Source organism: Halomonas sp. LBP4, from assembly GCF_003202205.1.
In the GTDB taxonomy this organism is placed as follows: domain Bacteria; phylum Pseudomonadota; class Gammaproteobacteria; order Pseudomonadales; family Halomonadaceae; genus Halomonas; species Halomonas flagellata.
Genome location: NZ_PDOG01000003.1, coordinates 134,188 through 156,686 on the forward strand (window position 1 = coordinate 134,188; position 22,499 = coordinate 156,686).

General features: G+C 66.7%; 15 protein-coding genes. 9 read left to right on the forward strand and 6 right to left on the reverse strand.

Annotated elements, in window-relative coordinates:
* Position 1 precedes the first annotated feature (1 nt).
* The 7 genes from sdhA to sucD all read left to right on the forward strand — a co-directional run bounded on the left by sdhA (position 2) and on the right by sucD (position 10,837).
* Complete coding sequence (gene sdhA / locus CR157_RS11030; RefSeq protein ID WP_110283593.1) at positions 2–1,774, forward strand: succinate dehydrogenase flavoprotein subunit; 1,773 nt, start codon at positions 2–4, stop codon at positions 1,772–1,774.
* Between the two features lie 13 nt (positions 1,775–1,787).
* Positions 1,788–2,498: a succinate dehydrogenase iron-sulfur subunit gene (locus tag CR157_RS11035; protein WP_110283594.1), complete on the forward strand. Its 711-nt coding sequence runs from the start codon at positions 1,788–1,790 to the stop codon at positions 2,496–2,498.
* Positions 2,499–2,751: 253 nt separating this feature from the next.
* Positions 2,752–5,586 (forward strand): 2-oxoglutarate dehydrogenase E1 component, encoded by a 2,835-nt coding sequence (locus CR157_RS11040; protein ID WP_110283595.1) that lies wholly within the window; start codon positions 2,752–2,754, stop codon positions 5,584–5,586.
* A gap of 41 nt (positions 5,587–5,627) precedes the next feature.
* Positions 5,628–7,169 (forward strand): 2-oxoglutarate dehydrogenase complex dihydrolipoyllysine-residue succinyltransferase, encoded by a 1,542-nt coding sequence (odhB, locus tag CR157_RS11045; protein WP_110283596.1) that lies wholly within the window; start codon positions 5,628–5,630, stop codon positions 7,167–7,169.
* Between the two features lie 53 nt (positions 7,170–7,222).
* The gene (gene lpdA, locus CR157_RS11050; protein WP_110283597.1) at positions 7,223–8,662 is read left to right on the forward strand and encodes a dihydrolipoyl dehydrogenase; all 1,440 of its coding nucleotides are present in this window, start codon (positions 7,223–7,225) and stop codon (positions 8,660–8,662) included.
* Positions 8,663–8,798: 136 nt separating this feature from the next.
* Entirely contained in the window at positions 8,799–9,965 is a 1,167-nt protein-coding gene (sucC, locus tag CR157_RS11055) for an ADP-forming succinate--CoA ligase subunit beta (protein WP_110283598.1), read from the forward strand.
* Positions 9,965–10,837 carry a succinate--CoA ligase subunit alpha gene (gene sucD / locus CR157_RS11060; RefSeq protein ID WP_110283599.1) on the forward strand — a complete coding sequence of 291 codons (873 nt, stop codon included), beginning with the start codon at positions 9,965–9,967 and terminating at the stop codon, positions 10,835–10,837. Before sucC ends, sucD begins: the two co-directional genes overlap by 1 nt.
* A 93-nt stretch (positions 10,838–10,930) precedes the next feature.
* Here sucD and CR157_RS11065 read toward each other — a convergent pair whose 3' ends face one another.
* Complete coding sequence (locus tag CR157_RS11065; RefSeq protein ID WP_110283600.1) at positions 10,931–12,808, reverse strand: alginate biosynthesis protein; 1,878 nt, start codon at positions 12,806–12,808, stop codon at positions 10,931–10,933.
* A 411-nt stretch (positions 12,809–13,219) separates the two neighbouring features.
* Between CR157_RS11065 and CR157_RS11070 the strand changes: the two genes are divergently transcribed.
* Entirely contained in the window at positions 13,220–14,998 is a 1,779-nt protein-coding gene (locus tag CR157_RS11070) for a type I secretion system permease/ATPase (RefSeq protein WP_110283601.1), read from the forward strand.
* Complete coding sequence (locus CR157_RS11075) at positions 14,998–16,329, forward strand: HlyD family type I secretion periplasmic adaptor subunit (protein ID WP_110283602.1); 1,332 nt, start codon at positions 14,998–15,000, stop codon at positions 16,327–16,329. Before CR157_RS11070 ends, CR157_RS11075 begins: the two co-directional genes overlap by 1 nt.
* Before the next feature lie 16 nt (positions 16,330–16,345).
* Here CR157_RS11075 and siaD read toward each other — a convergent pair whose 3' ends face one another.
* From siaD to CR157_RS11100, 5 genes are all read right to left on the reverse strand, one after another.
* A complete protein-coding gene (gene siaD / locus CR157_RS11080; RefSeq protein ID WP_110283603.1) occupies positions 16,346–17,146 on the reverse strand; it encodes a biofilm regulation diguanylate cyclase SiaD in 801 nt (266 codons plus the stop codon).
* The gene (siaC, locus tag CR157_RS11085; protein ID WP_110283604.1) at positions 17,143–17,532 is read right to left on the reverse strand and encodes a biofilm regulation phosphoprotein SiaC; all 390 of its coding nucleotides are present in this window, start codon (positions 17,530–17,532) and stop codon (positions 17,143–17,145) included. The genes siaD and siaC overlap by 4 nt, the downstream gene beginning before the upstream one ends.
* Before the next feature lie 17 nt (positions 17,533–17,549).
* On the reverse strand, positions 17,550–18,083 hold the full coding sequence (gene siaB / locus CR157_RS11090) for a biofilm regulation protein kinase SiaB (RefSeq protein ID WP_110283605.1): 534 nt from the start codon (positions 18,081–18,083) through the stop codon (positions 17,550–17,552).
* An 8-nt stretch (positions 18,084–18,091) separates the two neighbouring features.
* Positions 18,092–20,179: a biofilm regulation protein phosphatase SiaA gene (gene siaA, locus CR157_RS11095; protein ID WP_110283606.1), complete on the reverse strand. Its 2,088-nt coding sequence runs from the start codon at positions 20,177–20,179 to the stop codon at positions 18,092–18,094.
* Positions 20,180–20,380: 201 nt separating this feature from the next.
* Positions 20,381–22,321 (reverse strand): exoribonuclease II, encoded by a 1,941-nt coding sequence (locus tag CR157_RS11100; RefSeq protein WP_110283607.1) that lies wholly within the window; start codon positions 22,319–22,321, stop codon positions 20,381–20,383.
* Positions 22,322–22,499 lie beyond the last annotated feature (178 nt).

Sequence of the window (22,499 nt, forward strand, 5' to 3'; positions counted from 1 at the left end):
CATGTCCAACATGCGTAGCCTGTCATTCGATGCCATCATCATCGGCGGTGGCGGCTCCGGCCTGCGGGCCGCCCTCGAGCTGGCCAAGTCCGGCAAGAAGACCGCCGTGCTGTCCAAGGTCTTCCCGACCCGCTCGCACACCGTCTCCGCCCAGGGCGGCATCACCTGTGCCATCGCCTCCGCCGACCCCGAGGACGACTGGCGCTGGCACATGTACGACACCGTCAAGGGCGGCGACTACATCGCCGACCAGGATGCCGCGGAGTACATGTGTTCCGAAGGCCCGAAAGCGGTGTTCGAACTCGAGCACATGGGCCTGCCGTTCTCCCGCTTCGACAACGGCCGCATCTACCAGCGTCCCTTCGGTGGCCAGTCCAAGAACTTCGGCGAGGGCGGCCAGGCGGCCCGTACCTGCGCGGCGGCCGACCGCACCGGCCACGCCCTGCTGCATACCCTTTACCAGAACAACCTGAAGAACAATACCACCTTCCTCAACGAGTGGTACGCCGTCGACTTAGTCAAGAACGCCAACGGCGACGTGGTGGGCTGCATCGCCATGGACATCGAGACCGGCGAGGTGGTTCACGTCAAGTCCAAGGCCACCGTGCTGGCCACCGGCGGCGCCGGCCGCATCTATGCGTCCACCACCAATGCCCTGATCAACACCGGCGACGGCATCGGCATGGCGCTGCGTGCCGGCTTCCCGATGCAGGACATGGAGATGTGGCAGTTCCACCCGACCGGCATCTACGGTGCCGGCACCCTGGTGACCGAGGGCTGCCGCGGTGAGGGCGGCTACCTGGTCAACAAGGACGGCGAGCGCTTCATGGAGCGCTATGCGCCCAACGCCAAGGACCTGGCCGGCCGCGACGTGGTCGCGCGCTCCATGGTCATGGAGATCCTCGAGGGCCGCGGCTGTGGCGAACAGGGCGATCACGTCTTCCTCAAGCTCGACCACCTGGGCGAGGAGGTGCTCGGCAAGCGTCTGCCCGGCATCGTCGAGCTCTCCAAGACCTTCGCCCACGTGGATCCGGCCAAGGAGCCGATCCCGGTGGTGCCGACCTGTCACTACATGATGGGCGGGATCCCCACCAACGTGCATGGCCAGGCGATCATGCAGGATGCCGACGGCAACGACCAGGTCGTGGGCGGCCTGTTCGCCTGTGGCGAGGCGGCCTGCGTCTCGGTGCACGGTGCCAACCGCCTGGGCGGCAACTCGCTGCTCGACCTGGTGGTGTTCGGTCGCGCGGCCGGCATGTTCATCGAGGGGGCGCTCAACGAGGGTATCGACTACCTCGAGGCGTCCGAGTCCGACATCGAGTCGGCCATGAAGCGCATGACCCGCTGGAACGAGTCCGGCGAAGGCGAGACCGTACCCGAGCTCAAGCGCGAGCTGCAGAGCATCATGCAGAACTCCTTCGGTGTGTTCCGCGAGGAAGCGAACATGCAGAAGGGCGTCAAGCAACTGGCAGAGTTGCGCGAGCGTATCGCCAAGGCGCATCTGCCCGACAAGTCCAACGCCTTCAACACCGCCCGTGTCGAGGCCCTGGAGCTGGACAACCTGATGGAAGTGGCCGAGGCCACCGCCATCGCGGCGCTGGACCGCAAGGAGAGCCGCGGGGCGCATTCCCGCTACGACTACCCGGACCGCGACGACGTCAACTGGCTGAAGCACTCGCTCTACTTCCCGACCGAGAAGCGAGTCGGCAAGCGCGACGTCAACTTCGCGCCCAGGACGGTCGACACCTTCGAGCCGAAAGTCCGCACCTATTAACAGGGGAGTCACGATGTCCACGCTTCAGGTATCCATCTACCGCTACAACCCGGAAACCGACTCCGCACCCTACATGCAGGAGTTCCAGGTCGACACCCAGGGCCGTGACCTGATGGTGCTCGACGTGCTGCACCTGATGAAGGAGCAGGACAACGGCCTGGCCTATCGTCGCAGCTGCCGCGAAGGGGTCTGCGGCTCCGACGGCATGAACATGAACGGCAAGAATGGCCTGGCCTGCATCACCCCGCTGTCCGAGGTGGTGAAGAAGGGCAAGCTGGTGCTGCGTCCGCTGCCGGGCCTGCCGGTCATCCGTGACCTGGTGGTCGACATGGGGCTGTTCTACAAGCAGTACGAACGCATCCAGCCGTACCTGCAGAACGACACCCCGGCCCCCGCGATCGAGCGCCTGCAGTCGCCGGAGGAGCGCGACAAGCTCGACGGCCTCTACGAATGCATCCTGTGCGCCTGCTGCTCGACCGCCTGCCCGTCGTTCTGGTGGAACCCCGACAAGTTCGTCGGCCCGGCAGGCCTGCTGCAGGCCTATCGCTTCCTGGCGGACTCCCGCGACACTGCGACCCGCGAGCGCCTGACCGAGCTCGAGGATCCGTTCAGCGTGTTCCGCTGCCGCGGCATCATGAACTGCGTCGCGGTATGCCCCAAGGGGCTCAACCCGACGCGGGCGATCGGCAAGATCCGCGAAATGTTGCTGGCCAATGCCACTTAAATCGTGGCGCCCGGCTTGTTATCATGTGCCACGGTTTTCGGCTGCGACCCATCGTCGCAGCCGGGAGCGGGCACAGTAGTGTCAAGAGCCGGTGCCCTGGGCACCGGCTCTTGACCATCGAAATTCAGGGTTTCCGGCTTCCGGCCGGAACCGCCGGAGACGAAGACGCCCCACCGGCAGGGCACCACCGATGTCGCCATGCCCGTTTCCTGGCGACGCCGACTACACCCCATCAGTGCAGGGTGACCGAGAGATGCAACAAGGCATAATGGAGTTGATGTGGCGCTCCTCCCACGTCAGTGGCGGTAATGCCCACTATGTGGAAGCGCTCTACGAGCAGTACCTCGAAGATCCCCAGGCTGTCCCCGACGAATGGCGCAATTATTTCGACCAGTTGCCGCGTCCTGAAGGCAGCGCTTCACACGACGTTCCGCTTGCCCCGATCCGCGACCAGTTCTACCAGCTCGGCCGAGCGCGGCGCACCGCCCAGGCAGGCACCGCCGCCGACAGGGGGGAGAACAAGAAGCAGGTCAAGGTCCTCCAGCTGATCAACGCCTACCGCTTCCGTGGGCACCAGAAGGCCAAAATCGACCCGCTCGACCTGCGCAGCCCCACCCCCGTCCCCGACCTCGACCTCTCCTTCCACCAGCTCTCGAAGGCCGACCTGGATACCGAGTTCCAGACCGGCTCCTTCTTCATGGGCCTGGACAAGGCACCGCTCAAGGATATCGTCGAGGCGCTGGAGCAGACCTACTGCCGCTCGATCGGCTGCGAGATCATGCACATCGTCGATACCGAGGAGAAGCGCTGGCTGCAGCAGCGCTTCGAGTCGGTGCGCTCGGCGCCCAGGTTCAGTGACGAGGTGCGCAAGCACGTGCTCGAGCGGCTGACCGCCGCCGAGGGCCTGGAGAGCTACCTGGCCTCCAAGTACCCGGGCACCAAGCGCTTCGGCCTGGAGGGCGGCGAGGCCTTCATCCCGATGATGGACGAGCTGATCCAGCGTGCCGGCGGCTACGGCACCAAGGAAGTGGTCATCGGCATGGCCCACCGCGGGCGCCTCAACCTGCTGGTCAACATCCTCGGCAAGAACCCCTCCGAGCTGATCGACGAGTTCGACGGCAAGAAGGTCATCGAGCGCGGCTCGGGCGACGTCAAGTACCACCAGGGCTTCAGCTCCAACGTCATGACCCCGGGTGGCGAAGTGCACCTGGCGCTGTCGTTCAATCCCTCTCACCTGGAGATCGTCGCTCCCGTGGTCGAGGGCTCGGTACGCGCCCGCCAGGACCGCCGTGACGACCCGGTCGGCGACAAGGTGCTGCCGATCAACGTCCACGGCGATGCCGCCTTCGCCGGCCAGGGCGTGGTCATGGAGACCTTCCAGATGTCCCAGACCCGTGCCTACAAGACCGGCGGCACGGTGCACATCGTCATCAACAACCAGGTCGGTTTCACCACCTCCAACCCGCTGGACGCCCGCTCCACCGAGTACTGCACCGACATCGCCAAGATGGTCCAGGCGCCGATCTTCCACGTCAACGGCGACGACGCCGATGCGGTGCTGCACGCCACCCAGGTGGCGCTGGACTACCGCCAGCAGTTCAAGCGTGACGTGGTCATCGACCTGGTCTGCTACCGTCGGCGCGGCCACAACGAGGCCGACGAGCCCTCCGGTACCCAGCCGATGATGTACAGCAAGATCAAGCAGCACCCCTCGTCCCGGACCCTCTACGCCAAGCATCTGGTCGAGCAGGGAGTGGTCAGCGAGGAGGCGGCCAAGGCGATGGTCGAGACCTACCGCGATGGCCTGGTGGCCGGCAATCACGTAGCCAACGCCCTGGTGCAGGAGCCCAACACCTCGCTGTTCGTCGACTGGAAGCCCTACCTGGGCCACGAGTGGACCGGCGACGCCGACACCACCGTCGACATGAAGCGCCTGCAGCAACTGGCGGCCAGGATGTGCGAGATTCCCGACGGCATCGCCGTGCAGCGCCAGGTGGCCAAGATCTACGAGGATCGCCGCAAGATGCAGGCCGGTGGCCTGGCGGTCAACTGGGGTTTCGCCGAGACCCTGGCCTATGCCACCCTGCTCGACCAGGGGCACCCGGTGCGCATCACCGGCCAGGACGTGGGCCGCGGGACCTTCTCCCACCGCCACGCGGTGATCCACAACCAGAAGGACGGCAGCGCCTATGTGCCGCTGCAACACATGGCCGACGGCCAGCCGCGCTTCACCATCTACGACTCTTTCCTCTCGGAAGAGGCCGTGCTGGCCTTCGAGTACGGCTATGCCACCACCATGCCCAATGCGCTGATCGTCTGGGAGGCGCAGTTCGGTGACTTCTTCAACGGTGCCCAGGTGGTGGTCGACCAGTTCATCTCCTCCGGCGAGACCAAGTGGGGTCGGCTGTGCGGCCTGACCATGCTGCTGCCCCACGGCTACGAGGGCCAGGGCCCCGAGCACTCCTCGGCGCGTCTCGAGCGCTTCCTGCAGCTGTGTGCCGAGCACAACATGCAGGTCTGCGTGCCCACCACCCCGGCCCAGATCTTCCACCTGCTGCGTCGCCAGGTGATCCGCCCGCTGCGCAAGCCGCTGGTGGTGATGTCGCCCAAGAGCCTGCTGCGCCACAAGGAGGCGACCTCGAGCCTCGAGGAGCTGGCCGATGTCGGCTTCCAGATGGTGCTGCCCGACCAGGGCAAGCTCGAGGCCGGCAAGGTCGAGCGCATCATCCTCTGCGCTGGCAAGGTCTACTACGACCTCGCCAACTGGCGTGAAGAGAACGCCCGCGACGACGTCGCCATCCTGCGTCTCGAGCAGCTCTATCCCTTCCCCAAGGAGGAGCTCTTCGAAGCGATCAAGGCCTACACCAATGTCACCGATGTGGTGTGGTGCCAGGAGGAGCCGCTCAATCAGGGGGCCTGGTACTCGAGCCAGCACCACATGCGTGCGGTCATCGACATGCACCGTAACGGCCTGGGGCGGGAACTGAAGTTCGCCGGACGACCGGCATCGGCGGCACCCGCGGCGGGCTACATGTCCGTGCATACCGAACAGCAGCGCCAGCTGGTGGAAGACGCCTTCAACGCCTGAAGCGACCACCGGGACGAGAGAGAACATACAAGGGATACGACATGGCTACCGAGATCAAGGCACCCACCTTTCCGGAATCCGTTGCCGAAGGCAGCGTGGCCGCTTGGCACAAGAAGCCCGGCGACAGCGTCGAGCGCGACGAGTTGATCGTCGAGATCGAGACCGACAAGGTGGTGCTCGAGGTGCTGGCCCCGGAAGCCGGCACCCTCTCCGAGGTGCTGGCCGAGGAAGGCGAGACGGTGGAGTCCGAGCAGGTGCTGGGGCGCATCGGCGAAGGCGCGGCCAAGGGCGGCGAGAAAAAGGTCGAGCAGAAGCTCAATGCCAAGGCCGAGCAGAAGAGCGACGTCAAGCCCGCCGGCGGCGGCAAGAGTCACGAGGTGAAGGCACCGACCTTCCCCGAGTCGATCCAGGAGGGCACCGTGTCCACCTGGCACAAGCGCATCGGCGAGGCGGTCAAGCGCGACGAGGTGCTGGCCGACATCGAGACCGACAAGGTGGTGCTCGAGGTGGTGGCGCCGGCCGATGGCGCGCTCGCCGAGATCAAGGCGGAAGCGGGCAGCCAGGTCGAATCCGAGGCGGTGCTGGCGTTGTTTGCCGAGGGTGCCGGCGGCGCTGCCACCGCGGCCGAAGAGGCGCCTGCCGCTTCCGCCGACGACGGCGACGGCGACGAGAAGGTCGGCGACAAGATCCTCGCCCCGGCCGCTCGCAAGCTGGTGGCCGAGCACGACCTCGACGTGTGCCGGATCGAGGGCACCGGCAAGGGCGGCCGCATCCTCAAGGAGGACGTGCAGAAGGCGGTCAAGGCCGGCACCGCGAAGAAGGCCGCCAAGCCGGCCGCAGCGCCCAAGCAGGCCGCTGCCGCCGCCCCGGCCGTCGAGGGCGAGCGCCCCGAGAAGCGCGTGCCGATGAGCCGCCTGCGCCAGACCATCGCCAAGCGTCTGGTCCAGGCCCAGCAGACCGCCGCCATGCTCACCACCTACAACGAGGTGGACATGGGCGCGGTGATGGACCTGCGGGCACAGTACAAGGACTCCTTCCTCAAGGCCCACGACACCAAGCTCGGCTTCATGGGCTTCTTCGTCAAGGCGGCCAGCGAGGCACTCAAGCGCTTCCCCGACGTCAACGCCTCCATCGATGGCACCGACATCGTCTACCACGGCTACCAGGACATCGGCGTGGCCGTGTCCACCGACCGTGGCCTGGTGGTGCCGGTGCTGCGTGACACCGACAGCATGAAGATCGCCGATGTCGAGAAGGGCATCGTCGACTTCGGCAAGCGTGCCCGTGACGGCAAGCTCGGCATCGACGAGATGCAGGGCGGCACCTTCACCATCACCAACGGCGGTATCTTCGGCTCGCTGCTCTCTACGCCGATCCTCAACCCGCCGCAGACCGCCATCCTGGGCATGCACAAGATCCAGGAGCGTCCCATGGCGGTGAATGGCAAGGTCGAGGTCCGCCCGATGATGTACCTGGCGCTGTCCTACGACCACCGCATGATCGACGGCAAGGACGCGGTGCGGTTCCTGGTGACCCTCAAGGAACTGCTCGAGGATCCGGCACGCCTGCTGCTGGACATCTAGGCATCGCCCGACTCAACGGACTCAAACGCGAACCGATCAACAGGAAGAACCACATGGCCGATAAATTTGATGTGATCGTCATCGGTGCGGGCCCCGGGGGCTACGTGGCCGCCATCCGCGCCGCCCAGCTGGGGCTGAAGACCGCCTGTGTCGAGAAGTGGCTCAACAAGGAAGGCAAGGTCGTCCACGGCGGCACCTGCCTGAACGTGGGCTGTATCCCGTCCAAGGCGCTGCTCGAGGCCTCCCACAAGTTCGTCGAGGCCAAGCACGACTTCGATGACATCGGGATCCAGGCCGGTGACGTCAGCATGGACGTCAAGAAGATGATGGCCCGCAAGGAAAAGATCGTGAAGAACCTGACCGGCGGCATCTCCGGTCTGTTCAAGGCGAACGGCGTCACTGCCATCGACGGCACCGGCAAGGTGACCTCCTCGAAGCAGGTCGAGGTCACCGGCCTGGATGGCAAGGCCACCACCTATGAGGCGGACAACATCGTCATCGCCGCCGGTTCGGTGCCGGTGGAGATCCCGCCGACCCCGCTGGTCGAGGGCATGGTCGTCGACTCCACCGGCGCGCTGGAGTTCGACGAGGTGCCCGAGCGGCTGGGCGTGATCGGCGCCGGCATCATCGGCCTGGAGCTGGGCAGCGTCTGGAACCGCCTGGGCGCCGAGGTGACCATGCTCGAGGCCATGGACACCTTCCTGCCGATGGTCGATACCGCCATCGCCAAGGAGACCCAGAAGCTGCTCAAGAAGCAGGGGCTGGACATTCGCCTGGGCACCCGGGTCACCGGCTCCGAGGTCAAGGGCAAGGAGGTCCTCGTCAAGTACACCGACGCCAAGGGTGAGCATGAAGCGACCTTCGACAAGCTGATCGTCTGCGTCGGCCGTCGTCCCTACACCCAGGGGGTGGTGGGAGAAGGCGTGGGCATCAAGCTCGACGAGCGCGGCTTCATCTTCGTCGACGACCAGTGCCGCACCAGCGTGCCGAACGTCTACGCCATCGGTGACTGTGTGCGCGGTCAGATGCTGGCCCACAAGGCTTCCGAAGAGGGCATCATGGTGGCGGACATCATCGCCGGTCACAAGGCCGAGATGAACTACGACGCCATCCCCAGCGTCATCTACACCTTCCCCGAGGTGGCCTGGGTCGGCTTGACCGAGCAGGAAGCCAAGGCGGCCGGCATCGAGGTCAAGACCGGATCCTTCCCGTTCGCCGCCAGTGGCCGTGCCATGGCCAACAACGCCACCGAGGGCCAGGCCAAGATCATCGCCGACGCCGAGACCGACCGCGTGCTGGGCATGCACATCGTCGGCCAGCACGCCGGCGAGATGATCGCCCAGGGCGTGATCGCCCTGGAATTCGGCTCCAGCGCCGAGGACCTGGCGCTGACCTGCTATGCGCACCCGACCATGTCGGAGGCGGTGCACGAGGCGGCGCTGGCCGTGGAAGGCCATGCCATCCATATGGCCAATCGCAAGAAGCGCAAGTAAGACAAGAAGCGCCGCCTTCGGGCGGCGCGTCCCTTCCGGCCATGTACCGGAGAGGTCGGTGGTAGCCTGAGCGTCGCGCCCCACGAGCGCTGGCGAGGTTACCGTTCGAGTCACATGCAACCAATGGCATGAATCGATGAACCTTCACGAGTATCAGGGCAAACAGCTGTTTGCCGACTATGGTCTGCCGGTGTCCAAGGGCTTCGCCGTCGACACCCCCGAAGAAGCCGCCGAAGCCTGCAAGAAGATCGGTGGCGACATGTGGGTCGTCAAGGCCCAGGTCCACGCCGGTGGCCGCGGCAAGGCCGGCGGCGTCAAGCTGATCAAGGACCCGGCCGAGGCCAAGGCCTTCGCCGAGCAGTGGCTGGGCAAGAACCTGGTGACCTACCAGACCGACGAGAACGGCCAGCCGGTCGCCAAGATCCTGGTCGAGAACTGCACCGACATCGCCAGCGAGCTCTACCTGGGCGCCGTGGTCGATCGCACCACCCGCCGCGTGGTCTTCATGGCCTCCACCGAAGGCGGTGTCGAGATCGAGAAGGTCGCCGAGGAGACCCCCGAGAAGATCCTCAAGGCCGAGATCGACCCGCTGGTCGGCGCCCAGCCCTACCAGGCGCGTGAACTGGCCTTCGCCCTGGGCCTGAAGGGCGACCAGGTGAAGCAGTTCACCAAGATCTTCCTGGGCCTCTCCAAGCTGTTCCACGACAAGGATCTGGCGCTGCTCGAGATCAACCCGCTGGTGATCACCGACGAAGGCAACCTCCACTGCCTCGACGCCAAGATCAACCTGGACAGCAATGCCCTCTATCGTCACCCGGACCTGCAGGCGATGCGCGACCCGTCCCAGGAAGACGAGCGCGAGGCCGAAGCGGCCGCCTGGGAGCTGAACTACGTGGCGCTCGACGGCAACATCGGCTGCATGGTCAATGGCGCCGGCCTGGCCATGGGCACCATGGACATCGTCAACCTCAACGGCGGCAAGCCGGCCAACTTCCTCGACGTCGGCGGCGGTGCGACCAAGGAGCGCGTGGCCGAGGCGTTCAAGCTCATCCTCTCCGACGACAACGTCAAGGCCGTGCTGGTCAACATCTTCGGCGGCATCGTGCGCTGCGACATGATCGCCGAGGGCATCATCGGTGCCGTCGAGCAGGTCGGCGTCAACGTGCCGGTCGTGGTGCGTCTGGAAGGTAACAACGCCGAGCTGGGTGCCGAGAAGCTGGCCTCCAGTGGTCTGAACATCATCGCTGCTACCAGCCTGACCGATGCGGCTCAGCAGGTCGTCAAGGCAGCGGAGGGCAAGTAATGAGTATCCTGATCGACAAGAACACCAAGGTCATCTGCCAGGGCTTCACCGGTGGCCAGGGGACCTTCCACTCCGAGCAGGCGATCGCCTACGGCACCCAGATGGTCGGCGGCGTGACCCCGGGCAAGGGTGGCCAGATGCACCTGGACCTGCCGGTGTTCAACACCGTCAAGGAAGCCGTGAAGGAGACCGGCGCCGAGGCCAGCGTGATCTACGTGCCGGCCCCGTTCTGCAAGGACTCAATCCTCGAGGCCGCCAACGCCGGCATCAAGCTGATCGTCTGCATCACCGAGGGCATCCCGACCCTGGACATGCTCGACGCCAAGGTGAAGTGCGACGAGCTGGGCGTGCGCCTGATCGGCCCGAACTGCCCTGGCGTGATCACCCCGGGCGAGTGCAAGATCGGCATCATGCCGGGCCACATCCACAAGCCGGGCAAGGTCGGTATCGTGTCGCGCTCCGGCACCCTGACCTATGAAGCCGTCAAGCAGACCACCGACCATGGCTTCGGCCAGTCCACCTGCGTGGGCATCGGTGGCGACCCCATCCCGGGCTCCAACTTCATCGACATCCTCGAGATGTTCGAGAAGGACCCGGCGACCGAGGCGATCGTGATGATCGGCGAGATCGGTGGCACCGCCGAGGAAGAGGCTGCGGCCTACATCAAGGCCAATGTCTCCAAGCCGGTGGTCTCCTACATCGCCGGTGTCACCGCCCCTCCGGGCAAGCGCATGGGCCACGCCGGGGCGATCATCTCCGGCGGCAAGGGTACCGCGGACGAGAAGTTCGCCGCCCTGGAGGACGCCGGTGTGAAGACCGTGCGTTCCCTGGCCGAGATCGGCGATGCGCTGAAGGAAGTCACCGGCTGGTAAGCCGCGCTTTCGACAGCCAGGCAGAAGGAAAGGGGCACCCTCGGGTGCCCCTTTCCTTCGTCTGCCGGAGGCGCTGGCCGGGCGGCCGGCGCCTCAGCCGACCATGTCATCGACTGCGGCGTCGCCCAGGCCCAGCAGCTGTACCTGCAGTTGGCTACCGCTCGCCTCGGCCTCCAGCCGGTCGGGCAGCGATGAGTCGTCACCGTAGGCCTTGAAAGCGAAGCGCCAGGCCTCGCCGGGCTCCAGCACCTGCGGGGCGTCGTCGGTGACGCGGTAGCCACCATCGTCCCGGCTGAGCTCCCCGTTCCACAGGGTGTCGATATCGGCGGCCAGGTCGAAGCGAACCTCGGGGTCGATGATCTCCCTGTCCGAGGCGTTCTCGATGAAGATCTCGGCGACATGGCCCGTCGACCAGGTGCTGGTGGTATTGCCGGTGACGACGAGGTCCGTGTCGTCGTCGATCAGTCCCGGCAGCATGCCATCGCCGTCGAGGATCTCCTTGGGGGAGGGGGTGCCGGCCGGCTCCCCCTGGAAGGCGTTGCCCGAGGCCAGATGCAGGGTGGTGCCATCGCCGAAGACTGCATACTGCATGTCGACCAGGGTATCGATGCTGCCCTTGCCCTCGATGACGACGTGGTCGTCGGCGAAGGCGATGTCGTAATGGTTGTAGTCCTGCGTATAGAGCGCGCTATCCGTCCCCTTGCCGCCCTCGAGCCGGTCCTCGCCGTCATGCCAGTCATCGCCGGGCCCACCCCGCAGGATATCGTTGCCGTCGCCACCGACCAGGGTGTCGTGGCCCAGGCCGCCGCCGAGGAAGACGCCGTCGTCCGAGCCCTGGAGGCTGTCGTCGCGACGCGACCCGATGACATAGTCGAAGACCACCTCATTGGCATCGGCATCGGTGATGGCGCCAAAGCTTTCGCCGCCGGCATTGACCCACAGGGTGGGCGACATCAGGTCGGCATCGGGGTCGCGGATGGACTGCTCGACCCGCACGCTGTTGTCATGGTCCAGGCCGCCGTGGAAGTTGATATCGCGGTCGGTGAAGGCTACCTCGATATCGTTGCCCACCGACGACCGCCAGGAGTCGAACAGCAGGCCATGGCGCATGCCACTGTCCTCGAGCCCACCGAAGGTACCGTCGTAGCTCTCCCGCAACTCATAGGCATAGCCATTGCCGCCACTGCCCTTGTTGAAGGCGCCGTGCGCCTGCAGGTCGGTGGCGTCGATATCCAGCGACCTGGCGAAATGGAAGGCCTTGGAGGGGCCGTCGAGGACCTGGATGTCGGCCAGCCGGGCATCGACCGTACCATCGAGGACGACGGCCTGGTATCCCGTCAGCTCCCCCAGGGTATTCTCGAAGACGGCGTTGTCGGGCGTGCCCAACTCGAAGTCGATGCTGAAGCCCGTCAGGGTGACGCCATCGGCCGTGTCGAGGCGCTCGACCCGTGTCTGGCCGCCCTCGAAATCGAAGTGCAGGCCGCGGTCGAGGGTGATGTCGTTGCCGTCCACGGCCTCCACCCGGGCCATGCTGGTGCGCAGCTCGGCGTACTGCACCTTGCGCCAGGAGGTGTCGCCGATCTCGTCGAAGAGGGCGTCGTCGTTGTCCTGCCAGACCCGGATGCTGTCGCCAGGCGCCAGGTCGTGATCGCCGTCGAGGGTCAGGCGCTGGGTGCCCTCGGGGTGGTCCAGCGATAGCCGGCCGACGGTCTCCCTCTCGCTGCCATCCACCCGGATGCCGTAGTCGTCGTTGCTCGCGAGTGCCGTGTCGCTGAAGGTGAGGGTGGTCTGGCCGGAGCCCGCGCCGGTCAGGGTGACATCGGATCGCGTGATGGTGATGGCATCATCCAGCAGATAGTGCCCGGCCTCGAGTTCGAGGGTGGCACCGGCAGGGGCGCCGTTGATCAACTCCTCGAGTTCACTGGCGGTGGTGTCGGTGCCAACACGGATAACATCGTTCTGCTCGCTCATGCGGTCTCTCCGGAAAATCGACGGTCACGACAGCGGGACATCGTCATCGAAGGCGAGGCGATGTCCGGGTGTCGGTCAGGCGCGAGGGAGATGCTAATGGCCGAATGACGTGCCGTACAGCGGAAGATCGGGTCGTTATCGGCGGTGACCATTGGCCATGTTACCGGCCGGGCATGCCGGATGATGGCTCCGTTTATTCACACGACTTTGATTATCCTGTTCTTTTGTAATGAGGCGAGAGGGGCACCCTGATGGCTCGGGGAAAGTGGCCAACATGGGGATTACAAAAGTATTATAAAAGTAATCATTAAGTATCATCCTGGCTGGTACTCTGGCGCCTCGCGCGGCGGGCATGACGAGGTCGGGCCCGTCGTGATCGCGTCCTTTCCGTCCCGGATCCGATGGTGTGCCATGGCCTCGAACGACGCCCCCTCCGCTTTGCCGAACGCGCTGAAGGCGTGTCGCTCCTCGCTGGCCTCGGTGGCCGGGTTCAGCCTGTTCATCAACCTGCTGATGCTGAGCCCGGCCCTCTACATGCTCCAGGTCTACGACCGGGTCATTCCCACGCGAAGCGGGGATACCCTGCTCATGCTGACGCTGGTCGTGTTGTTCCTGTTCGCGGTGCTGGGCGGGCTGGAGATGGTGCGCTCCCGCATCATGGTCCGCATCGGCAATCGCCTCGACGCATGCCTCGGCCACTCTCTCTATCGCGCCATTTTCCGGCACGGCATTCGAACCGCGATGCAGCAGTCGGCCCGGCCGCTCGACGATCTCGCCACCCTGCGTCAGTTCCTCTCGGGGGGCGGACTCTTCGCCTTCTTCGATGCCGCCTGGGTGCCGGTCTACCTGGTCGTGATGTTCCTGTTCCATGTCTGGCTCGGGGTCTTTGCCTGCGTCGCCGGTGCCGTACTGCTGGCCCTCGCCGTCGCCAACGAGAAGGCCACCCGCCGGCTGATGGCCGAGGCCGAAAGCGAGCAGCTCGAGGCGCGCCAACAGGCCGACAGCAACCTGCGCAATGCCGAGGTGCTGCACGCCATGGGCATGCTGCCCGGGATCATGCTGCGCTGGTCGGCCAGACACCGGGGTTACCTGCTCAAGCAGTCACGGGCGAGCGACCGCGCCGGGGTGCTCTCCAACCTGGCCAGGACCCTGCGGCTGCTCAGCCAGTCGCTGATTCTGGGGTTGGGCGCGTTGCTGGTGCTGGAGGGCCGCATGACGCCGGGCATGATGATCGCCGGCTCCCTGCTCCTGGGGCGTGCCCTGGCCCCGGTCGACCAGATGATCGGCAGTTGGAAGGGCTTCGTCGGGGCGCGTGACGCCTACCGGCGCCTCGATCTGTTGTTCGCCGCGGCCCCGGCCGAGCCGCGGCGGATGTCGTTGCCGGCGCCACGCGGCACCCTCGACATCGAGGGGGTGTCGGCCGGGCCGCCGGGCGCCTCGCTGCCGGTGCTGCGCGGCGTCAGCGTCCGAATCGAACGAGGCGAGCAGGTGGGCATCATCGGGCCCAGTGCGTCGGGCAAGTCGACCCTGGCCCGGATCGTACTGGGGGTCTGGCCGGCCCAGGTGGGAACGGTGCGGCTCGACGGCGCGGACATCGCGCGCTGGAACCGTGACGAACTGGGCCCCTTCCTGGGCTATCTGCCCCAGGATATCGAGCTGTTCGACGGCACCATCAGTGACAACATCGCCCGCTTCGGCGACGTCGACGCGGACCGGGTGGTCGAGGCGGCCGGACGGGCCGGCGTCCATGACATGATCCTGCGGCTGCCCGAAGGCTACGACACCCATCTCACCGCCCGCGGCCAGGCGCTCTCCGGCGGGCAGCGACAGCGCATCGGCCTGGCGCGGGCCCTCTACGGCAACCCGGTGGTCGTGGTGCTCGACGAGCCCAACTCGAACCTGGACGACAGCGGCGAGCGAGCCCTGGGCGAGACGCTGGCCCGCCTGAGGGAGGAGGATGTGACCCTGCTGGTCATCAGCCACCGAACCGGCGTGCTCCGGCAGGTCGACAAGCTGCTGGTGCTCAAGGAGGGGCGCATCAGTCTGTTCGGACCACGGGACCGCGTGCTGGCCCGGCTGGCGCGGCCGGGAACCGGCGCGGCGCCTGACCGGGCCGCCGGCGAGGGGCCACGGCCAGCAGGAGAGCGGGCCGCCGCGCCGGCGCGGCAACACCCGGAGGTACGGGCCTGATGGTCGATCAGCCGCGACACGCCGCTGGGGGGAGCGCGACGCGCCCGCCGGTGGAGGACCGGGGGTACCGTCGGCTCGGGATCGCCCTGGTGCTGCTCTGTTTCGGCGGCTTCGGTGGCTGGGCGCTGGCGGCCAGCCTGGCGGTAGCGGTGGTGGCCCCCGGCAAGGTGTCGGTGGTCTCCTCCAAGAAGACGATCCAGCACTACGAGGGCGGCATCGTCAGCGATATCCGCGTCGAGGACGGCGACCGCGTCGACGCCGGCGATGTCCTGCTGGTGCTCGACGATACCCAGGCGCTCTCCCGGCTGAAGATCGCCCGGTCACAGTACCTGCTCGAGCGCGCCAACGAGGTCCGGCTGCTGGCCGAGCTGTCCGACCGGGAGCGGCTGGCATTTCCCGACGAGCTGCGCGACAGCGACTCCCGACGGGTTGCCGATTTTCTCGCCGTGCAGCGGGGGTTGTTCGTTGCCCGCCGCCAGGCCCTGCAGGGAGCGCTCGATGCCCTCGATCAGCAGACGCGGCGGCTGCACGAGCAGCGCGAAGGGCTGGAAGCCGTGGTGGAGATCAACCGTCAACGAGTCGCGTCGTTGAACGAGGAGGTCGAGGACCACCGCTCGCTGCTCGAGCGCGGCCTGGGCGACAACCGGCGGGTACGCGAGCTGGAACGGGTGATGCTGGAGACCCGCGGCGAGATCGCCGGGCAGCGGGCCAGGATCGCGGAGATCCAGGCGCAGGTCAGTGAAAACGCCGTGCAGAAGCAGACGCGGGTCCAGGAGTTCCACCAGGAGATCGGCGAGCAGCTGCGCCAGGCCCAGGCCGGCATCGCCGATGCCGAGGAGCGCATCACGGCCCTGGACGACGAGGTCCGGCGCACCCTGGTGAAGGCGCCGGTCGCGGGCACCGTGGTCGGGCTGCAGACCCGGACCCGCGGCGCGGTGATCGGCCCGGGAGACCTGGTCATGGAGATCGTCCCCAGCGGCGAGGGCTTCGTGGTCGAGGCCCGCATCGCGGATCGCGACATCAACAATGTCTATCCGGGCCAGCCCGCGGAGATCCGGTTCACGGCCTTCGACCAGCAACGCACCGATACCGTCGAGGGCGAGGTGGTGCACGTCTCGGCCGACAGCTTCGAGGACGAGTCGAGCGGAGCGAGCTACTACCAGGCGCGCATCCGGGTCGACGAGGCGGAGGGGCCGGCGGGGCCCGAGGGGCGTCGGCTGCTCGCCGGCATGCCGGCCGAGGTCATGATCCGGACCGGGGAGCGCACCTTCGCCAGCTACCTCGCCAAGCCGCTCACCGACATGCTGGCGCGCACCCTGCAGGGGGAGTGAGGTCGGCGGGCCCTCGTCATCCCGGGACGGGGGCGATGCAGCTGCGGTTGCGGCCGCTCCGCTTGGCCTGCAGCAACGCTTGATCGGCACGTCGGAGGGTTGCGCTGAGGGGATCCTCGCCGACGCAATGTTCGCTGAGCCCCGCACTGACGGTGACCGACAGGGTCATGTCGCCGACCACAATGGGAAATCTGGATAGGCGTTGGCACAGGCGGTCGACGATGGCACGGCCTTGCTCGATGCGGGTGTTGGTCAGTAACAGCAGGAACTCCTCGCCCCCCCAGCGGGCGCAGAGATCGTAGTTGCGCAACTCCAGCCGAATGACGTGAGCGATGGCCACCAGGACCCGATCGCCGGTTTCATGACCATGACGGTCGTTGATGCGCTTGAAGTGATCGATATCGACCATGGCCAGGGTGTAACTCTGGCCATGGCGGCTGGCGCGTCTCGACTCCTCCTCGAGCCTTATGCCGATCATGCGACGGTTTGGCAGCCCCGTGAGAGGGTCGTGGGTCGAGTCGCGCTCCAGGGCGAGATTATGCTCGCGCATGAGCTGCTGGTAGCCATCCGAGATGCGCGACAGTTTTTCCTCGCGTTTGCTGATCTTGTCATAGCGTTGCCGAGTGGACAGTTGATCCTCCCGGGCGTAGCGCTGGTAACCGTCGGAGATGGTGATCAGGCGCTCGAGGCGTGCCTTCTCCTCGAGGTGGTGATGGTAAAGCGCTTTGAGCGCCTGGTGCAGTGGGTGCCGGGCATGGGCCGGGTCGGCGAGCAGCGACTCCACCCAGGACAGCAGCGCCGCGTCCTCCCGGGTCATGCCTCGCTCCGTGCCGGGGTGATCGCGAACGGAAAGGTGCAGTCCTCGCGGAACTCCTCGGCCAGCTCGGCGATGCGTTCGTTCCGCGGGTCGTAGCGCCAGGTCACGCCGATCTCGCGGCCTGCGAGGTGCGCCTCCTCCAGGTGGTCGAAGATATCCATCATGGCCTTGACCGAGCTGGTGTTGAGATAGACGAGCTCCAGTTCCAACTGGAGCGGCCGCGACTCGCGATCGAGGAAACGCTCGACCCAGCCGATCACCTGATCGAAGAGTTCGTAGGAGTTCTCGGGGTAGGAGTCGCCCTGCATGGCGAGACGGCCTGACTGCCAGTCGCCGAGAATGGTCGGCGTGGACTGGCTGCCGGGAATGTTCAGGTCGGTGGTCATGGGCTTACTCGGCACGATCAGATGATGGCTGTAAGGCTAAGGAATCCGCGTCCGTCGGGCAATGGCTCGAGTGACGCCTCCATGGGCTCGCTCGACTTGCGCGCGATATCGAGCAGTCCCAGGCCGGCGCCGGAGTGTGGCTCCGCGTCGCGCGGCTGGCGGAGCTGCTGCTTGTAGGCCTGCTTCAATGCCTGCTTGTCGAGACCGCGCAGCGTCTCGATGGTCGCGACCACACGCTCGCCATCCTCCCGTTCGACGAGGTTGCCGGCCGAGACGACATAGTGTCCCTGCTCGTTTCTGGCGACCGCCACCGTGGCCGAGGCGCCTTCCTCGTCGTAGCCCTGCCGGAGGGCATAGTGGCGGATGTTCTGGGTCATCTCGATATAGGCGGCGAAGACGTCCATGGCGGCAGAGGGGGCCGCGTCCTGGGAGTGCAGGTAATTGCGCAGGGCATTGCCGATCTCCTCGATCAGGCTGCGCGATATGGGGCCGTTGAAACACAGCATGATGCGCTGTTGCAGGTAGCTTTCACGCATGCCTAACAGGTCCATGACACCTCCTATTGCGGTTGACCCGTCCCGGCGGGGGAATCGGTGGGTGGTTCCCGGTGGGTGTCGTGCTCCCGGTTCCGCTGTCGGACGTCGGTGTCCCGGGTGAAACGAAACCCCAGCAGGGTGATGTCATCGCGCTGCGGCAGGCTGCCCTGGTAGGCGCGCAGCTCGGTCTCGAAGGCCACCATCTGCTCGTCGATGGGGCGCCGGGCCTGGGCCTTGAGCATCGCCTCGAAGCGGCGGGTGCCGAACCCGAAGCCGTCATCGCCTCCCGACTGGTCGAGGAAGCCGTCGGTACACAGCGAGTAGGTCCAGCCCAGGTGCAGCGGTGCGCTCTGGTTCTGATAGGTGACGGGGCGCCAGTGCCCCAGGGCCTGCCTGTGGCCCGGCAGTCGTTCCAGGGTGGCGCCATCCGTGGCATAGAGGCCGATCTTGGCGCCGGAGAAGGTCAACCGTCGCGCCTGGAGGTCCACCCAGACCAGGCCGATGTCCATGTTGGTGGCGATCGAGGCGGGCAACTGGTCGGGGCGTAGCGTGTCACGGTTCTGGCGGTCGGTTTCGACCAGGATGGCGGCGGGGTCCTCGGGGCCGACCTGCAGGATGGCGTGGTCGATGATGGCGCGGGCCAGCATGGTCATCAGCGAGCCCGGCACGCCATGGCCGGCACAGTCGACGACCCCCATCAGGTAGCCGCGGTCGGTGGCCCGGAAGACGTAGAAATCGCCGCCGACCGTATCGCGGGGCTTCCACAGCACGCCGTGGGCATGCTCGAGGTGGAGATCGAGCTGGCGGTCGGGGAGGATGGCCCGCTGGATGATGCTGGCGTATTGCAGCGAGTCGCCGATCTGCTGGTGCGCCGCCGCCATCTCGGCATTCGCCTGCTCCAGGGCCCGGGTGCGTTCGCGCACCTTGCCCTCGAGCTCCTGGGTATGGCGCTCGACCTGGTCCGCCATGCGGGAAAAGGCCTGGGACAGTTCGCCGATCTCGTCGTTGCGGGACGTCGGAAGCCGCGAGTCGTAGTGCCCGTCGGCGATGGCCTGGGCCGAGAGCTTGAGGCGATTCAGCGGGGTGAGGATCAGCCTGTCGATGGCGTAGGCGAAGGCCATCAGGAGGATGCCCAGGACCAGGGTCAAGGCGATGAACAGCGACCACAGCCAGCGCCGTTCGAGGATCGGGGCGACGCCGAGGTCGAGGGCGGTGATCAGGTGCCAGTCGATCTCGGGAATATAGCCGACCGAGAGCAGGCGCTCACGCCCCTCGAGGGTCGCCCAGAGGGTCTCGACACGCTCGGGCGACTGTCGCGATGCCTGCATGGCGTCGGTCAGGCGCTGCTGCTGCTCGGCGTCGCCGAGCAGGGAGTGAACGGTCTGCCCTTCGTCGATATCGCCGTCGCCGGCCCCGGAGCTGAAGGCGATGCGCTCCAGGGAGGGATGAGCCTGCAGGGCACCCTGGCGGTCGACGATCATCGGGGTCAGCCCCGGGGCTTCATCGCGGACGAAGGCATCGAGAAAGTCGCTGAGGTCGAGCCCGGTGCCGGCCAGTCCCAGCGGGCCCTGGCCGTTGCGCACCACCACGTTGAACCAGACCTTGGTGACGCCGAGCTTGCGGTCGATATTGACGTTGAGGTTGTAGGGTTCGTCGCTGGCGATGGTGCCGAAGTACCAGGCATCGTCCGGGTCCTCGGCGTCGAGCCGATAGCGGGGCTGGCGCTGGTCGGGCTGGTCGTCGTCGCTGAAATAGTAATCGCCGCCGGCATCGGTGATGACGAAGTAGGAGCGGTCGGCGAAGGCGTGGCGAAAGCCATCGGCCTCTTCGAAGAAGCGGGCCCGCTTGTCGGGGTCCGATTCGTCCTCGAGCCACTGGCGCGTCACGACGGAGTCGGCGAGGCGTCGTGACAGGGCGAGTTCCCGCGATACCGGCGCCAGGATCTTCTGCATGTGCAGCAGGGTGTAGTTTTCGGCGTAGGCGTTGGCGAAATGACGGCGAATGTCGTCGATCGCCTGCCAGCCGATGATGGCGGCGGGGATCAGTGACAGTAAGCAGGCCAATAGCAAGGTCGCGGCCGACTTGCCTCTCAGCCCCCAGCGTGCAGCCATGGCGAAGGTTCCCCAGGAATCCCGATGCAGGGTCGTGGTTATCATTGTCATACCGCGGGACTAGCCGCGGGCTGATGCTTTCGCACCAGAGTGACATAAAGGGGGCGCCATGGCGAGGTGGCCGCGACGGATCGCGGCCAACGAAAACGCCCCGGCCACTCGAGTGGCCGGGGCGCGTTTCCTCCGCACGGTCGAGACGCCTCAGACCACGGGGCGGCCCACCAGCGAGCGGGTCTCCTCGCGGGCCTCGGTCAGCGCCACGCGGAGGTGGTCGCCGAGCTTGAAGCGCTCCTCGCCCTCGATCTGGATGCGGCCTTCCTTGTCGTCGATCACCACCTTGTCGCGGTCGCTGTGCATCAGCGGGGCCGGGATGAAGGCGGTGGCGCCGTTGGCGGTCAGGCGCACGCGCATGCCGCCACGGTTGATGGCGATGATCTCGGCGTCGAAGGTCTCCTGGGCCTCGGCGGCCGGGGTCAGGTAGCGCACGTAGAGCCAGTCCTTGACGTCGCGCTCGGCCATGCGGTTGAGCCGGCGGCGCTCGGTGAGCTGCTCGGTGAGCTGCTGGCTGGCCTCGGCCGGCGCCTGCTCGCCCTTGAGCACCCGCTTGATCAGTCGGTGGTTGACCATGTCGCCGTACTTGCGGATCGGCGAGGTCCAGGTGGCGTAGGCGGCCAGGCCCAGGCCGAAGTGGGGGCCGGGGAGGGCCGACATGCTGGTGAAGCCCTGGAAGCGGCGCAGGCGGGCGTCGAGCCAGGCATCCTCGCGCCCCTCGAGCTCGCGCTTGAGCTCCCGGTAGCGGGGCAGCTCGGTGAGCGCCTCGGGCTCCACCTGGATCTGCTGGGCGGCGAGGAACTCGTGGGCCGCCTCGGCCTTCTCGGGCTCGAAGGCGCGGTGCACGTTGAAGATGCCGTGGCCCACGTGTTCGGCCAGCAGCTGTGCGCAACAGGCGTTGGCGGCGATCATCGACTCCTCGATCATGCGGTTGGCGATGCGCCGCTCCTCGGTCCGGATGTCCAGCACGTTGCCGGCCTCGTCCAGGTCGAAGACATAGTCGGGGCGGTCCTTGAACACCAGGGCATGCTCGGCGCGCCAGGCGCTGCGCGCCTCGGTCATGGCCTCCAGGGCCTTGAGCTGCTCGCCGATCTCGTCCGCCGGCACCCAGTCGCCCCGGCCCTCGAGCCAGTCCGAGACCCGGTCATAGGCCAGCTTGGCCTTCGAGCAGGCGGTGGCGGCGAAGAAGCGGTAGTCGCCGAGGCTGCCGTCGGCGCCGATCTCCAGGGTACAGGCCAGTACCGGGCGCTCCTTGCCCTCCCACAGCGAGCAGAGGTCGTCGGCCAGCTGCTCGGGCAGCATGGTGACGTTCTGCCCCGGCAGGTAGACGGTGAAGGCGCGTGTGCGCGCCTCGAGGTCGGCGGCATGGCCCTCCTCGACATAGGCGGTGGGGTCGGCGATGGCCACCGTCAGGCGCCAGCCGCCGTTCTCGCCGGACTCGATGCGCAGGGCATCGTCCATGTCGCGGGTCTTCTCGCCGTCGATGGTGAAGAAGGGCGCGGCGGTCAGGTCCTCGCGCTCGAGGCCCTCGTCGCGCAGCGGCCAGTCGTCGCCGGCGTCCGGACACTCCTGCTCCAGGGCGTGGCGGGCCAGGGTCACGCGCCACGGCACGGCCGGGTCGTCGGCCTTGGCCACCAACTCGTCGATCTGGGTGAAGAAGGCGCGGTCGTCGGGCTTGAGCGGATGGCGCACCAGGCGAGCCACCACCCAGTCGCCGTCGCCGATGCTCTCCTCGTCGAGGCTGCGCTTGATGCGCGCCTTGAGCACGTTCTTGATCGAGGGGTGGTCGGGCACCACGGCGAGGCGCCCCTCGCGCTTCTGGACCCGGGCGATGAAGCGTTGCAACCCGATCTCCAACAGGGCGGTCGGTTCCACGGACTTCTTGTCGCCCTCCTCGTGGACGACGGCCTCGACGCGGTCACCGTGCAGCACCTGCTTCATGGCGGGCGGCGGCACGAAGTAGGACTCGCCATCGTCGGTCTCGAGGAAGCCGAAGCCCCGGTCGGTGGCCTTGATCACGCCCTCGACGCGGGGCGTGTTGTCACGGATCTGTTGCTTGAGCTGAGCAAGCATCGAGTTGTTCTGCAGCATGGATCACGATCGGGTGGCGGGAGTAAGGGAGCCACTATACGGATTCGCACCCTCGCCGCCAAACACTGGCCGCCGGCCACACGGCGAATCAGCCAGTTGCGCAGCCGCGGCCAGGATATCCGGGCACCGAGCCGTGGCACCTCACCGGGTCGTCACCCTCCGGCCATGGCAGGCGGCC

Bases quoted from the DNA above. Each gene is read 5' to 3' on its own strand.
- siaA (WP_110283606.1), bottom strand. From the start codon at position 20,179: ATGGCTGCACGCTGGGGGCTGAGAGGCAAGTCGGCCGCGACCTTGCTA.
- CR157_RS11035 (WP_110283594.1), top strand. From the start codon at position 1,788: ATGTCCACGCTTCAGGTATCCATCTACCGCTACAACCCGGAAACCGAC.
- CR157_RS11065 (WP_110283600.1), bottom strand. From the start codon at position 12,808: ATGAGCGAGCAGAACGATGTTATCCGTGTTGGCACCGACACCACCGCC.
- sucC (WP_110283598.1), top strand. From the start codon at position 8,799: ATGAACCTTCACGAGTATCAGGGCAAACAGCTGTTTGCCGACTATGGT.
- CR157_RS11040 (WP_110283595.1), top strand. From the start codon at position 2,752: ATGCAACAAGGCATAATGGAGTTGATGTGGCGCTCCTCCCACGTCAGT.
- siaC (WP_110283604.1), bottom strand. From the start codon at position 17,532: ATGACCACCGACCTGAACATTCCCGGCAGCCAGTCCACGCCGACCATT.
- siaB (WP_110283605.1), bottom strand. From the start codon at position 18,083: ATGGACCTGTTAGGCATGCGTGAAAGCTACCTGCAACAGCGCATCATG.
- CR157_RS11100 (WP_110283607.1), bottom strand. From the start codon at position 22,321: ATGCTGCAGAACAACTCGATGCTTGCTCAGCTCAAGCAACAGATCCGT.
- siaD (WP_110283603.1), bottom strand. From the start codon at position 17,146: ATGACCCGGGAGGACGCGGCGCTGCTGTCCTGGGTGGAGTCGCTGCTC.
- odhB (WP_110283596.1), top strand. From the start codon at position 5,628: ATGGCTACCGAGATCAAGGCACCCACCTTTCCGGAATCCGTTGCCGAA.
- sucD (WP_110283599.1), top strand. From the start codon at position 9,965: ATGAGTATCCTGATCGACAAGAACACCAAGGTCATCTGCCAGGGCTTC.
- sdhA (WP_110283593.1), top strand. From the start codon at position 2: ATGTCCAACATGCGTAGCCTGTCATTCGATGCCATCATCATCGGCGGT.
- lpdA (WP_110283597.1), top strand. From the start codon at position 7,223: ATGGCCGATAAATTTGATGTGATCGTCATCGGTGCGGGCCCCGGGGGC.
- CR157_RS11075 (WP_110283602.1), top strand. From the start codon at position 14,998: ATGGTCGATCAGCCGCGACACGCCGCTGGGGGGAGCGCGACGCGCCCG.
- CR157_RS11070 (WP_110283601.1), top strand. From the start codon at position 13,220: ATGGCCTCGAACGACGCCCCCTCCGCTTTGCCGAACGCGCTGAAGGCG.